This window comes from Legionella tucsonensis, assembly GCF_001468035.1.
Classification (GTDB): domain Bacteria; phylum Pseudomonadota; class Gammaproteobacteria; order Legionellales; family Legionellaceae; genus Legionella; species Legionella tucsonensis.
On sequence record NZ_LNZA01000001.1, the window covers coordinates 1978436 to 1992897 of the forward strand.

Below are 14462 nucleotides of genomic sequence, written 5' to 3' on the forward strand. Positions count from 1 at the left end.
CTTTAAGATGTATAATTCGTTCACTTTTTTTACAGTTAGAGTTTTATGAATCATAAAGTAGGTTTTGTTAGCCTGGGTTGTCCCAAAGCTCTGGTAGATTCAGAACGCATCATCACCCAATTGCGTGCTCAGGGATATGAATTAGTGTCCAGTTATCAAGATGCAGGTGTAGTAGTCATCAATACCTGTGGATTTATTGATAGTGCCGTTAAAGAATCACTGGATACGATTAAAGAAGCAATGGCAGAAAACGGGCGTGTTATTGTCACAGGTTGCCTAGGTGCCAAAGCAGAGATCATTAAAGAAACATGCCCAGATGTTCTGCACATTAGTGGCGCACATGCCTATGAAGAAGTGGTAAACGCAGTCCATCAGCATTTACCTCCACCGTCAGATCCTTTTACCCAACTTATTCCTCCTCAAGGAATTAAATTAACCCCACGTCATTATTCTTACTTGAAAATATCTGAGGGATGCAATCAAAAATGTACTTTTTGCATTATTCCTACCATGCGCGGCAAATTACAAAGTTACCCAATGGCTCAAGTCTTGACTGAAGCCCAAAAATTAAAAGATGCAGGTGTTAACGAAATTTTAGTGATTTCTCAGGATACGAGTGCCTATGGCGTGGATACACGCTATCAACCGATAAACTGGAAAGGAAAAGCCGTTAACACACGTTTTTATGATTTATGCGAGCAACTAGGAGAGCTTGGCATTTGGATACGTCTGCATTATGTTTACCCCTACCCACATGTAGACGAAATTATACCTTTAATGCGAGATGGCCTTATTCTCCCGTATTTGGATATTCCATTACAGCATGCAAACTCGCGGGTACTCAAAGCAATGAAACGCCCCGCAAGCAGTGAAAATACCTTATTGCGCATTGCTTCTTGGCGAGAAATTTGCCCGGATATTACCCTGCGCTCGACTTTTATTGTTGGTTTTCCTGGAGAAACAGAAGAAGAGTTCGAAGAATTGCTCGACTTTCTCGAGGAAGCTCAGTTAGATCGAGTCGGCTGTTTCAAATACTCTCCAGTTGAAGGAGCTAAAGCAAATGAATTAAGCGACCCAGTACCGGAAGAAATTAAAGAAGAACGTTATCATCGCTTCATGCAATTACAAGCAGAAATTAGCCACGATAAGCTAGAAAATAAAATTGATAGTATACAAACTGTATTAATTGATGAAGTAAATCAGGAGCGAATCATCGCACGAAGCCAAAGTGATGCTCCGGAAATTGATGGTCTCGTTATTTTACCGCCGACTCCTGGAGTTAAAGTGGGATCTTTTGCAGAAGTCATAATTACAGATAGTGATGATTACGATCTTTACGCTGAATTCAAATAAATAACCCCTGATGCAGGAAGAACTCGTAATCCATTCGCGGGTTATGTAAAAGCTTTACTAAAAATCGCTTTACACACAGCCAATATTTCATCCTGCATGCTTTTGTTATCTACAATCCCTGGGCGCAATAAATTTTGATGCAATAGCTGATGGTGTTTTTTGTATGCTTTTTTTAAAAAAGAGTAATGCTCTTTATTTAAAACCCCTGCTAAAAACAAATGGTGGAGTTGGCTTAATGTATTTGTATAACGGGCTAATGAAGGGGCCCCTAAATGAAGTATTAAATACTGTACTAAAAACTCCAAATCTAACAAACCACCAGAAATGGGATTTCTATCTTGATGTTGTTCCATTTTGGATCTCATCGCCAATACGTCCTGCAACAAGGTAGGTTTATCTCGTCCCAATAACAATACCGATTTTTTCAATTGCAAAAAAGCATGCCTAATCCTTGCGTTTCCTGTCAAAATACGTGCTTTTAATAATGCCTGATGCTCCCACGTCCATGCCTGATTTTTCTGGTATTCAACAAAAGCATCAACATGGCTAACCAGTAAGCCCGCCGCTCCCGAAGGTCTAAGACGAGTATCTACCGTATAAAGCACTCCAGATTGGGAGCGAGTAGTCAGCATATGCAAAATTTTTTGAGTTAAACGAGTAATTAATGCTTCTTCTGATAGTTTTGCCGAATGTAAAAACACCAAATCCAAATCAGAAGCGTAATTCATTTCACGGCTGCCCAATTTTCCATATGCAATAATTGCAAAGTGTGATTTTGCTTGCTCCATTTCTGGATACCGCGAACGTAATTGTTCACTGGCAATGACCAAAACCTGGCTTACAATGACTTGAGCCACATCCGACAAAAATTGTCCAATACGCACAGCACTGCAAAATCCATAAAGTTCTGCGCGCGCTGCCATTAACCAATTGGTTAGCTTAAATTGACGTAATATTTCCTCTTGCACTTCAACATCATGGTGATGCGCTAATTTTTCAATTAATAGTCTTTGTAATTGATGCAGCGACTGAGGTCGCCATTCTTGCCCCTGATCCAATAATACTTCCAATAGAAAAGGTTGATTCACCAGCAAGGAAGTGATAAACGGACTTTGAGCGAACCAAAATAATAATTCAGTTAAAACCTGTGGATTCTCGGTTAATAAAGCAAGGTAAGCGCTACGCCCAACAATATTTTCGAGCAAATGCATCACTTGTAATAAAACTTCATCCGTTTTTTCAACGTGAGTCAGTTCAGCAAGCAACATCACCATGAATCGGTCCAAACGCATTCGCGCGCCTTGTGGTAAACGTCGACAACGAGGACTATGACGAAAAGAATGAATCATCTGATAACAATGGGGAGCATTCGCAAAACCTAAGCTAGCTAACAAATTAATTGCCATAGTGGTTTCAACATGTCCTTGCCAAAGGCTAGCTAACTGATTCGTTAGTAATCTTTTCTCATCCTCATAATCTTTGACTTTGCCAAGCACGGAATGAAAAGCATAACTGATAATCCGTTGATATTTATGCAATTTGTTAATTAAATTGTCCCAGGAAAGAAACCCCATAGCTAAAATAATTTGCTCCTGTTTCACTGGATCTTCTGGCAAAGAGTGAGTCTGCTGATCATTTAAACTCTGGATCGTGTTTTCAAGCTTGCGTAAAAAAAGGTAAGCTTGTTTTAACGCATCAGTATGCGGTAACAATTTTTCATGCTTTAAGACAGCAAGAACCGACAAGGCATTTTGTTCTTGTAATTGCGGCAAACGCCCTCCGCGAATTAACTGAAAATTCTGAATAACAAACTCCAGCTCCCTGATTCCGCCTTTACCTCGCTTGATATCATCCAGCCGAGGGTTTATTTGCACCTCTCGCTCTATCATCGCTTTCATGCTACGCAACGATTCAATTACACTAAAATCTACGTAACGTCGATACACAAAAGGGATAATCAATCGCTGAAACCATGGCTGCATTTCATCCGCTTTTTCAGAAATGACCCGTGTCTTAGCCATAGCATAGCGTTCCCAATCACGGCCTTGTTCTTGGTAATAAGTTTCCATAGCAGCCAAACTTGAAACCAGTGGACCACTGTCACCATTAGGTCGTAATCTTAAATCTACTCGAAATACAAACCCATCTGGGGTTACATTTTGTAAGGTCTGCACAAACTGCTGAACTAACCTACTGAAATAATGCTGATTATCAATACACTCTTCGCCATCTGTTTCTCCTACAAGGGTATAAGCAAAAATAAGATCAACATCTGAAGAATAATTTAACTCTCTGCCTCCTAGTTTCCCCATGGCCAGAGTAAAGAGCTCTACTTCATTTCCATTTGCATCACGCGGAATTCCGTAACGTAAGGATAAGCCTTGTTTGCAATAATCAAGTGCATGCAAAATAAGCGCATCGGCACAATCAGACCATGCACGCAGAATCTGCTCTGTATCGGCAATACCTGATAGTTCAAGAAGAAGTAACCGTAAAAAATGCGTATGGCGAAAATGACGTAATGCACGCAAATAGGCTGCTTGCGGCAAATTAAATGACACATTTTCCAAAATACGAAAATAATCTTCTCGCGCTATCAAAGAACAGCACTTGTCCTCTATGAGCAATGCTTTTAATAATTGAATCTGTCTGCATGCATAATCACTAATAAGGAGTAGTTTGATGGCACTTTCATGCAAGGGATGCTGCAAATCGGAAAGATGCTTTTCAATGAACCATGCTTTTGATTGCAATAACTCAGGGATTTCGATTTGCATAAATTTTCTTTTTTTCATTCCAAAATGGATACTCTCGTTATAATATGATCTATAAAAATCAATAACAATTGTATAAATATAAAATGATTCGATTAGTTCTGATTGCATTTATTTGTTTTACTTCTTCACTTTGTGCTCAAGGTGAACCTTTAAATGTAGGGGTCGAAAGCTTCGATCCTCCGTTCGTCATGCAAGGTAATCATAATCAAGTCTTTGGTTTTGATGTTGATATGATGAACAGCCTATGCAAAATCATGAATAGAACCTGTGTCTTTCATGTGATGCGTTTCAATCAATTAATCGATGCAGTTATTAACCAAAAAGTAGATGTCGCGGTCAGCTCGATAACCATTACTACTGAACGCGCACAAATAGTCAATTTCAGCCTACCCTATCTGCAAAGCTTCTCTCGATTTCTAGAAAGAGCATCTAATACAAAAGAACTGTTTAGTCTGAACCTCTTAAATACTAAAAAAATAGGATTGGAAACAGGCACCGTATTTTTAGACCAGCTAAAGGAGATGGGGGTACAAAATCCCAATGTTAAATATTATACCGGTATTCAAGAGCAACTCGCGGCTTTAAGTGGAGGAAAGGTAGATATTATTCTAATGGATAACTCGACAGCTGTTTACTGGGCATCCAATTCAGCAAACACATTTAGATTAATAGGCCCACGCTATATGTACGGTTATGGTTATGGGATAGTTGTTAATCCTGCTGACTCTGACTTATTAACAAAACTAAACCAAGCTTTGGTCCAATATCAAAATTCCAAGGAATTCAAACATAATTACAATAAATACCTATATCAATTCTAAAAGCGTATAAGGAAATAACCAAATCAGGGAAGTTTAAGTGCTCAGTGCAGCTGTATTTGAGCGGCAGGTTGTGAGAAAATTTCTTGTACAACCTGCCGCTCAAATCAAATTGTTCAAATACACATTAAAATAGAGGAAGCAAGTGATTACATTTAAGATAAAGATTTAATGTAATGTGTGTCCTTGAGTCAAGCAACGTGTAATGACTTGCCGTGTTATAAAATCACCCTGGCTCACACCATACGTTGAATTAAAATGTTTTGCTAAAATGACAACCCATCCAGATAAACGGAAACTCATTTTTTTTTCGGCTTGATCTACAACAATTTCAAAAAGACCTAAGGTATCACTTTCACGATCACTAGCGTATTCTTCCATAATCACACGGGCGGCTTGTAAATCTTTGTCTCTGGTAGGCCAGTTTTGACTCATATTATTCTCCCTAAAAAGCATGATTAGGTCTCTGTAATTTCTCTAGGGTCTGTTTCCATTTCGACTGTTTTAGTGCCAAACCGAACCTAATTTTCTGTGCTGCTATGCTCACATACTCCGTGTATGCTGCGCTTCAGTACTCGAAAATCAGAGCATTATGGCTCAATGCTAACGAAAAGGAAGCAACTCCTATTACCTTGAGTTTCAAAATTACAAGAGCAGAAATAGAAACATATTGTCTCATATTTTGACCAAATTCTCAAGATGCAAGAATCCGGCGAAGCATTCAATCGAGTGTGTCAAAACAATAAATGCCACACTCTTTGCTTAACATCGTAGAATGTTTTTTCAAGACAGCATATGATATACCTACCTATTTAAATTTAAAAATTACTGTATGACTTATCATATTTTACCCTCAATTTTATCTGCAGATCTTACTTGTCTTGGTGATGAAGTAGAGTCTGTTATGAACGCAGGAGCAGATTTTATTCATTTTGATGTTATGGATAATCATTATGTACCTAATTTAACGTTTGGCCCTGCTTTCTGTGAGGCCTTACGCAAACGCTTCCCGAAGCTTTCTATTGATGTTCATCTCATGATAAATCCAGTTGATACACTAATTGAAGCATTCGCAAATGCAGGAGCAAAGCGAATTAGTATTCATCCCGATGCAACCATACATGTGGACCGCAGCTTAAAGCTCATCAAAGATTTAGGATGTGAAGCAGGTCTTGTATTAAACCCGGCAACACCAATTGAAGTATTAACCTGGTGCGCTCATAAACTCGACTTTGTCCTAATCATGACCGTAAACCCCGGCTTTGGAGGACAAAAAATTATCACGGAAATTATTGATAAAATACCCCAAGTCCGCAAACTCTATCCTCAACTCGATCTTTGCGTCGACGGTGGCGTGACCATAGATAATATTGCGACTTTGGCACGCGCAGGTGCAAACCAATTTGTAGCTGGTGCTGCAGTATTCAATAGTAAAAATTATAAAGAAACAATTGATGCCATGCGGAGGCAATTAGCAACCATCTAAGGACATTAAATAAGAAAAGTTATGAAAAAATTTATTTTATTTTTATGCGTATTTATTAGTTTCCAAAATTGCCTCGCCCTTTCGGGAGAACAATATATGGAGCGTTTTAATAACTATTTGTCCTTTAGTCAAAATCTACCTACTACAACACCCAGTGCACCTTTCTTGGAGTTCATTAGCGGAACCGCTCCTTTATCAACCAAATTACGCGAAAAATGGCTGTATGAATTAGCGAAAAATAAAGATTGGACTCACTTTAGCCAATATTATCAACCTTCTAATGATCTCAATCTCGTTTGTTATGAGCAAATTGCAAATTACAATACAGGGAAGCAACAAGAAGCATTAAAAGCATCCATTCCGCTATGGTTAAGCGGCGATTCAAGACCACCCTCCTGCAATAGTTTGTTTGACTTACTTTTGCAAGATAATAATTTCGATCAAAACTTAATTACTCAACGAATTGCTCTGGCTTTGGAGCGACGTAATATCCAATTAGCCCGCTATTTATTGACAAAATACAAAAAACCTCATCCACTAGAACTGAATGCTTTAAATACTGTTTATCAAAATCCTGAGAACATCAGCAAGCTCAACCCGGGTGTATTAAATGATGACATCTACCTTTACGGTCTGAAGCGTATGGTTTCGATTAATATGGATAAAGCACTTAAGCTATGGCAGCAAAGCAAAACCCCAAAAATGCTTAGTCATGCACAGCAACAAGCTTTTTTAGCTCATATAGCTCTTTATAAAGCCATGCGTAATCATGAAGATGCATTAGAATGGTTCGCCAAAGTAAAACCACAATACTACAATGATGTGTTATTGGATTGGCAAATTCGTTTTGCTTTAAAGCGAAAAAATTGGGCACAAGTCACCGCATTAATTAATAATTCAAAACATAAAGAAGAACCCTGTTGGCAATATTGGCTAGCACGCTCTTTAGAAGCACAAGGGAAAAAAGTAGAAGCACGAACTCTTTACGAACATCTAGCAAAAAATAGACAGTATTATGGGTTTCTTGCAAGCCTTCATCTCAATAAAACACCCAGTTTTACTAATGAAATTCCTACAACAAATTTGGATGTATTGAAACCCTATCAAGCGTTTATTGATCAAATTCAAACGCTCTACATGACCAAGCAAACTCTGCAGGCATCACGCCTGCTCAATGATTTCATCAGTGAATTACCTAAAGACGAGGCAAGCGCTTTGGTCTATTGGATAGATAAGAAATTACAATGGCATGGTAAATCGGTTTACTTAAGCAATAATGAAACACTGAATAATCAACTTTCATTAAGGTTTCCATTAGCATATAAAGACAGCGTCGCGCTTTACTCTAAAAAATATGCAGTTGCTCCAGAATTTATTTACGCCATCATTCGCCAAGAAAGCGGATTCAGAGACGATGTGACCTCTTCTGCAGGAGCTCGAGGGTTAATGCAAGTCATGCCTTATACAGCGAGAGTAGTCTCAAAAGCAGATAAGATTCCATATAATGATCAAAAGCAATTATTCTTGTCTCAAAAGAACATTAATATCGGAGTGGCTTATTTAAAGCAACTTGCAAAACGATTCGATAATCATCCTATACTCATTGCGGCAGCATACAATGCAGGACCCAAACAGGTAGTCTATTGGCTAAAAACACATCCTCCTAAAGAAATTGATATATGGATAGAAACTCTTCCCTGGAAAGAAACACGTAACTACTTAAAAAACATTATGGCTTTCTATATGGTTTATCAATACCGTTTGGGTCAAAAACCCAATCTAGGAAATTTCCTCGAGCCTTTATAATGAACCGTAAGTCTGGGTACAGAACAATGATGCCCAGGTTTTTCCAACATAATTGAATACATCCAGGCTCCCACCAAATTGTTAAAATAATGAACTTTTTGTTCTATAATTATACAAATTAACCAAAAAGGTAATAGGTTTGATTTCCTGTATGCCTTAAAGGCGATTTTTATGATAAAAGTTACCTATTTTATTAGCTTGGGAATGATACTTATTCTAACAGGCTGTGGACAACCATCAGCTTATGTAGTGGGTACCACATATCAACCAATCCATTACACTTATGCTCCTGGATATAATCCACCACAAGTGGCTTATCCCGATGTACCAACAGATGCAAATACGTCTCTAGACAGTGAAGCTGTCATTGAGCAAGAACATACGATTAATGCAATAAATGATTCGATTGCCGTCCGACAGCAAGAGGAGGAGGTGGAAAGGCAAGTAATTATGCAACAGATTAAGATACAACAGCTTAAGATGCAACAGATTAAGGAACTACCAAGTCCGTAAAAAAATTGGATGCATCTTTTAAGTTCGACATAAAAGGCATGGAATGCCTTTCATAAAAAGAAAAGCAAGCAAGTTTAATTACTTGCTTACTTACTAACGCCCCGAACCCATAGGCGAACAACCGGGAGCCCTACTCACACGAAATTGATGTTCCTCTAAAACTTCATTGAATCCATCAACATCTCTCAAGGTAACAGAAATTGCTGGCTTGGCCACTAATGCCATCATTTTCACTAATTCTTCTGGTGTAAATTTAGTCATTAAAGGCAGGTTGATTAAACTTGAAATGATATCTGGTCTTTCTAAGGTGCTATTATTTTCATAAATTTTTTGATAACTTTCAGCATTCAACATGCCTGCTTGCTGCAAGTGATTCATAAAATGAAATGTTCCGACACCTAATTGGCTTACCTTTAAAAAATCTTCCTTTGATGAACGGCAACTAATAAGTGATACACTGTGTAATAACAAAAGATTTTTCGCAAAAATATTAGCATTTTCGGGATTTCCTTCAAGTAACTCAAAATAGTCACTTAACAATTCGGGAACTGCTGAAAGCTTTTTAGCACCTTCATAAATTTTATCAATGAATTGTTCTTTTCTTAAAAGAATATCAACTATATCCAAATCATAAATATCATTTATTAACAAGAAACTAAGCAGTTTAAGCATTGTATTCATGTGTGTTGTTGAAATCGAACTCGCACGAAGCTTATCTATTAAAGATTTTGGATCGTATGCACGCCCCTGAAGGTCAATAAGAAACTGGGAAATATTCAGTGATTCCTCAGGATAAGTAAGGATTAAATTAAAACTGAATCTATCAAGAAGGCTTCCATCTTTTAAATATCGTGCGCTTTGTACCACAGTTTCATCGGCTCTTGCAGATTGAAACAAAAGCTCCAGTACAACAAAATGAGGATTGATATCAAGTTCTTTCATTACTCCCAATAAATGAACAGCACCACCAACATTGGAAATATTTTGGGCAATAATATACTCGAGTTGATCAGTCAAGGTAATTTGGAAGTCTTTCAACACCTTAAACAAGGAAATTAAACGGTTACCAGATTGAGGATATTTTGTAATAAGATTAATCGTTCGAGGATCACTTTCCAAACCTAGTATATTCAAACGATTAAGAAAATCATTACTCACGGCTGCTTTTTCTTTTCTATCAATAGGTGAGGCTCGTATTATTTCTTGGACAACTCTAGGCTTTAAACTTTGGATAATTGTTTGAGTGCTTGTGCTCTCTATACTATTGCTATTAACTCCGCCCATTTATGTCCTTAAATTGCTCTCAAAGGACTAAAATATAACACAAATGAACATATTAAAGCAAATTTCATTATTTAAAATTTGGTTTTTTAATTAATTGATGCTTTTCAATCATTTCAACAAATTTACCTAAATGGGTCTCAGAACTTGGTTCTTCAGTAATTAAACGAAGCATTTGTTCGAGTTCGTCTTTATCGAACTCTTCAAATAAAGGAATATTCATGAACAACCCAACGACTTCTTTCTGGGTTAGAATTGAAGTATCTCGACAAACTTTTTTATAATTTTCAGAATCCAGCATACCGGCTTGTTGCAGGTGGGATAAGAAATGAAATGCTCCAATTCCCAATTTGCTTACCACTAATAAATCTTCTGCTTTTTTATAATCAATGACTGAAGCGTTATGTAATAGCAATATAAGATTAGCAAGAACATTGGCATTCTCTGGATTATTCTCAATGACACTAAAGTAACTTGCTGCGAGTGTATTTTTTACGGTAAGTTTTGCAGTACCCTCATAAATTTTATCAATATATTCCTGCTGCCTTAAAAGAATGTCGAAACATTCAAAGTAATAGAGATTTTTATTTAAAAGAAGAGTAAGCAGTCTTATCACCGTATCCATATTTTTTGCAGAAAATTTATTGAGTTTTTCGACTACTTTTTCTGTAAGATAGGCATGCTGCTGGAAATTAATGATTAACTCAGCAAGCAATAAAGAATGCTCGGGATAGGCAAGCAAAAGATTTACAGAGGACAAATCAAGAGAGTCTCGCGTTTTGAGCCGCCGCATCCCCTGTACCAGGGCTGTATCTGATTGTGCACTAGTAAATAAACGCTCCAGAGGAAAAAGAGTCACATCAATTCCCTCAGCATGCATAAAATCTAATAAATTAGTCACGTTACCTGCATACGAAACGTTAGCTGCAATGACATCATGAAGTTTATCATTCAGCTTAATGTTACATTTTTTTAACAGCTTGAATAAGAAAGCAAGCCGATTAACGTATTCAGGATTCTCTTCAAGCGTTTTCAGCATTCGTTCATCAGGCTCCAAACCTAATTTATTTAAGAGAGTCATAATCTTACCTTTTGGTGCAATTATTTGATTGATCTTAAAATATGTCATTTACCGCCTCACCATCCTGTGCCATTTCTTCTTTACGTCTCAAATAAAAAATCAATGAAATTTTATTTATTATTTTTGAGTACAGCAAATATTCATTGAGATCAAGATGGTAACAAAGAAAATATATTTTAAATATAGTAAATAATAGAAATACAAGCTCTTTAATTCTCTTATTATTTTATTTTACCCCTCCATTAATGATCAATTTATCTTCAATAAAATCACTTAATAGTCACTTAAGATTCTTTTTGTATAATGGCAACCATTAGGTAAATTGTGGCCTACAAACTCAAATAAAACCCACAATGACCTAACTTAAAAATTTAAGTATAAAATATTTAAGGGGAAATTTAAGATGGGCGCAAGTCGAGATGTTGTTGAGCAACAAATTAAAGATCTAAAAGATTACACGGATACCGTTGCAGCGGTTCATTTGTTAAGCGAAGTTGTAACAAATGGGGCGGTAGTGACAATAGGTTCAGCAAAAGAAAGTATTGAAATAGAAAACTCAAAAAAGGATCCTAAGATCGGCAATGTGGTAAAAGCGATTTTAGCAAAAGCCGGTAAGCCTGGAGAAGGCGGTAAATGGGAAGAAAAAATAGACGGAAAACAACATCTTGAAGCTGCTATTACTATTGGTGGTGCAGTTTATACAATTGATTTGGTTTTTGAAGGAGTAGATACTACACAAAATTATACTGTTAACATTACAAGTAAGCTAACTTCCGAAGTGAGTAGAGGAAAATTATTCTTCGATAATGATCACACAGCTTCTGTTAAATTAACCTATGATAAAGATGGTGATCTTCGTGCGGTAACTAAAAAAGGATTATCCGTTGGTACCAAATCTTTCGTTCCATACGCATATCAAAATGAAATTTTAGCTAAATTTCATGACAGCTTAAAAGATGGAAAAGAACAACGACTCGCAATTATGGGTACTGGCTCAGGGAAAAGTATTGTTATGGCTGGTATTGCTCAAGCCGTTGGTCGTACAGTCATGATTGTTCCTGATCAAACATTGGTCAATCAACAATCAAAGGAAACAAGTGATCTGCTTGGTGCAGGAATTGTTAACGGTGTTAAAGTAGCTCCTGCACGAATTTTCACTTTAGATACTCTCAAAGGTAAGGTTGATGTTCTTTGGGACGCTTTGGAGGATGATTTAAGTAATATCGAGGAAGCAAATGTACTAGAAATCAAAACATATTTTCGCAAGGTGATTGCAGGTACTGAACCTTTTGATCAAATTGTTTTACAAGCTGAGCATCCTTTATTCAAGATCATTGCCGATGAAATAAAAGATTCTATGGTATTGATTGATGAAAGTCATCGCCATACATTTAAACCCGAAGATGCAGAAATTTTGAAAGGAATAAAAGAACGCAATTCAGTTCTGGCTTTAACAGCCACTCCAACTTCTGAACTATACGGTCTCTTTAAGGGTACCCCTTTAGATGATTTAAGTCTTGGTGCTGCAATTCAACTAGGAACTATTCGCCCGATTAAACCTGAAATGGCTTATTTGGAAGAAGGAGATTTGATTGACCAAGCCGTAGCTCACTACTTTGATGATTATTATCTCGAAGAAGGAATGAATGGTTATGTTGATCCTGTTGAATTAAAGAAACAGATTATATCATCAGAAGGACTCGAAGACTCTTTAGCACAAGCAAAAGCCATTAATCAAGCTTTAGAATTGAACCGTATCCGTTGTCAACGCAACATGGGCTTCTCTGACGATAAAGTCACTCGTGAAAAACTAGCTGAGATCTATCAAAAGATCGCAAATGGAGATAGGGTGACCATTGAAAAATACCAAGATGGAGTTGCAAAACTCAGACAAAAATCTGAATGCGAAGCACGATTGAAATTGACTGAGAAATTTGGCGCCGTAGATGAAATAGAGTTCAGAAAAACTGTTGCCAAACCTGCAGTGAATTTGAAGGGGGATATTGATAGCGAACAACAGAAAGATATTCAAAGAGCGATCAATAGCTATGCTCTTGCTCTTGTCTTCAATGATAAGCATACAGATATTGCTGAAAAGGACAGAACTCACAAACTTGGCGACTATTTAAAAGAATGTGATGAGTATATTGCGAAATATAAAACGAAAAATGATGAGATACCCAAACCATTTTTTCTCAAGCTTGAATTATGTGAAACAAAAAGCAGGGAAACACTAAAAGAAGCTTTAGAAAAGTTTGGCGCTCCTATTTCCAAATTGCCTACTGCACAAAAGGAAGCCATTACCAAATTGATATTGGATAGAGCAGAAGTAATGCTAAATAAGGTCAAAGCATCACAACCCATATCTGAAGTTATAACTGGGGCCACTCCGGTTGATTTAGACACATTGAAAGCAACTGAGAATTATTCCAGTGCAATTGATATGAGTACGCCACAATCTACAATTGATGAGCAACTTGCTCAAATCGAAGTAGGATTGAGGACCCATATTGTAGCGGATCAGGTGATTGCAACAGGGGTGAGTATCAGAGATATCTTGAACGTGCAAATTATAAATACTAATTCGCCTGTTATTGAATCAGATATCAATGTGATTAATGGAATCCTGTCAGGACCTCAGGCAGCTGGTCGTTGCGTAAGAAATAAAGATGTCGAAGCTCGTGCTCAACAATACATTGATAAACGATATGAAGGCAAAGGTTTAATTCTTACTGTAGATGCGATCATTGATCCTAAAGATTCTGCTGCAAAAACAAGAGAAGTTATGGAAAACAGGGAAAAGCAAGCTAAAAAAGAAGAGGAAGCCATTGTTCTCCTACAAAGTGCTGTAAGAGGTTTCATCACTTTTGGATTGTTTAAACAATGTGTACCTTTACATGAAAAAATTATGGAACTCACTGAAAAATTGGATATATTAAAAGAGTTATTAAAGGACAGGCAGCACACGAAAGAAACAAAAGAACACGAGCTGGTTAAACTCAAAGAGGTAGGTGATCTTGAAAATGAAATAAATTCACTCGTACCGGGAAGAAAAGAGGGACAACCAATTACTCGTTACACTAACAATCCATCTCTTTATTTGCTGTGGGTAAGAACAACACTTAAGAGAATGGAACTCGGAATGGAAACAAAAGAAGTAAGACAAACGATTCATGAAGTCGAAGAGGAAATAATACTACTAGGAGAAAAAATAATAGAACTTCAGAAGGCAATCGAAGAAGGAACATTAAAACTGGACAAAATGAAAGAGCAAGAAGAACAGTTATTAAAACAAATGGAAGAAATCAACAGTAAATTAACTGTGTAATTATAGATCAAATGCTCTC

At 37.1% G+C, this 14462-nt stretch carries 10 protein-coding genes; 6 read left to right on the forward strand and 4 right to left on the reverse strand.

What is annotated here, in order from left to right; all coding sequences use genetic code 11:
• Positions 1–45 precede the first annotated feature (45 nt).
• Entirely contained in the window at positions 46–1353 is a 1308-nt protein-coding gene (gene rimO / locus Ltuc_RS08690) for a 30S ribosomal protein S12 methylthiotransferase RimO (RefSeq protein WP_058520878.1), read from the forward strand.
• 41 nt (positions 1354–1394) lie between these two features.
• On the opposite strand, the gene glnE is transcribed toward rimO, so the two are convergent.
• Positions 1395–4130, reverse strand: coding sequence for a bifunctional [glutamate--ammonia ligase]-adenylyl-L-tyrosine phosphorylase/[glutamate--ammonia-ligase] adenylyltransferase (glnE, locus tag Ltuc_RS08695; RefSeq protein WP_238584096.1), 2736 nt, complete (start codon positions 4128–4130; stop codon positions 1395–1397).
• 83 nt (positions 4131–4213) lie between these two features.
• Between glnE and Ltuc_RS08700 the strand changes: the two genes are divergently transcribed.
• A complete protein-coding gene (locus Ltuc_RS08700; protein ID WP_058520879.1) occupies positions 4214–4951 on the forward strand; it encodes a transporter substrate-binding domain-containing protein in 738 nt (245 codons plus the stop codon).
• Between the two features lie 165 nt (positions 4952–5116).
• Here Ltuc_RS08700 and Ltuc_RS08705 read toward each other — a convergent pair whose 3' ends face one another.
• Positions 5117–5383, reverse strand: a complete 267-nt coding sequence (locus tag Ltuc_RS08705; RefSeq protein ID WP_058520880.1) for a hypothetical protein — start codon at positions 5381–5383, stop codon at positions 5117–5119.
• Positions 5384–5780: 397 nt separating this feature from the next.
• On the opposite strand from Ltuc_RS08705, the gene rpe reads away from it, so the two are divergent.
• The 3 genes from rpe to Ltuc_RS08720 all read left to right on the forward strand — a co-directional run bounded on the left by rpe (position 5781) and on the right by Ltuc_RS08720 (position 8753).
• Positions 5781–6434 (forward strand): ribulose-phosphate 3-epimerase, encoded by a 654-nt coding sequence (gene rpe, locus Ltuc_RS08710; protein ID WP_058520881.1) that lies wholly within the window; start codon positions 5781–5783, stop codon positions 6432–6434.
• 21 nt (positions 6435–6455) lie between these two features.
• Entirely contained in the window at positions 6456–8240 is a 1785-nt protein-coding gene (locus Ltuc_RS08715; RefSeq protein ID WP_058520882.1) for a lytic transglycosylase domain-containing protein, read from the forward strand.
• Positions 8241–8411: 171 nt separating this feature from the next.
• Positions 8412–8753, forward strand: coding sequence for a hypothetical protein (locus tag Ltuc_RS08720; protein ID WP_058520883.1), 342 nt, complete (start codon positions 8412–8414; stop codon positions 8751–8753).
• Between the two features lie 93 nt (positions 8754–8846).
• On the opposite strand, the gene Ltuc_RS08725 is transcribed toward Ltuc_RS08720, so the two are convergent.
• Together Ltuc_RS08725 and Ltuc_RS08730 are read right to left on the reverse strand one after the other, a co-directional pair.
• The gene (locus Ltuc_RS08725) at positions 8847–10037 is read right to left on the reverse strand and encodes a hypothetical protein (RefSeq protein WP_058520884.1); all 1191 of its coding nucleotides are present in this window, start codon (positions 10035–10037) and stop codon (positions 8847–8849) included.
• A gap of 67 nt (positions 10038–10104) precedes the next feature.
• The gene (locus Ltuc_RS08730) at positions 10105–11163 is read right to left on the reverse strand and encodes a hypothetical protein (protein WP_058520885.1); all 1059 of its coding nucleotides are present in this window, start codon (positions 11161–11163) and stop codon (positions 10105–10107) included.
• Between the two features lie 355 nt (positions 11164–11518).
• On the opposite strand from Ltuc_RS08730, the gene Ltuc_RS08735 reads away from it, so the two are divergent.
• Entirely contained in the window at positions 11519–14443 is a 2925-nt protein-coding gene (locus tag Ltuc_RS08735; RefSeq protein ID WP_058520886.1) for a DEAD/DEAH box helicase family protein, read from the forward strand.
• The last annotated feature ends 19 nt before the right edge of the window (positions 14444–14462 follow it).

Bases quoted from the DNA above. Each gene is read 5' to 3' on its own strand.
- rimO (WP_058520878.1), top strand. From the start codon at position 46: ATGAATCATAAAGTAGGTTTTGTTAGCCTGGGTTGTCCCAAAGCTCTG.
- glnE (WP_238584096.1), bottom strand. From the start codon at position 4,130: ATGCAAATCGAAATCCCTGAGTTATTGCAATCAAAAGCATGGTTCATT.
- Ltuc_RS08700 (WP_058520879.1), top strand. From the start codon at position 4,214: ATGATTCGATTAGTTCTGATTGCATTTATTTGTTTTACTTCTTCACTT.
- Ltuc_RS08705 (WP_058520880.1), bottom strand. From the start codon at position 5,383: ATGAGTCAAAACTGGCCTACCAGAGACAAAGATTTACAAGCCGCCCGT.
- rpe (WP_058520881.1), top strand. From the start codon at position 5,781: ATGACTTATCATATTTTACCCTCAATTTTATCTGCAGATCTTACTTGT.
- Ltuc_RS08715 (WP_058520882.1), top strand. From the start codon at position 6,456: ATGAAAAAATTTATTTTATTTTTATGCGTATTTATTAGTTTCCAAAAT.
- Ltuc_RS08720 (WP_058520883.1), top strand. From the start codon at position 8,412: ATGATAAAAGTTACCTATTTTATTAGCTTGGGAATGATACTTATTCTA.
- Ltuc_RS08725 (WP_058520884.1), bottom strand. From the start codon at position 10,037: ATGGGCGGAGTTAATAGCAATAGTATAGAGAGCACAAGCACTCAAACA.
- Ltuc_RS08730 (WP_058520885.1), bottom strand. From the start codon at position 11,163: ATGACATATTTTAAGATCAATCAAATAATTGCACCAAAAGGTAAGATT.
- Ltuc_RS08735 (WP_058520886.1), top strand. From the start codon at position 11,519: ATGGGCGCAAGTCGAGATGTTGTTGAGCAACAAATTAAAGATCTAAAA.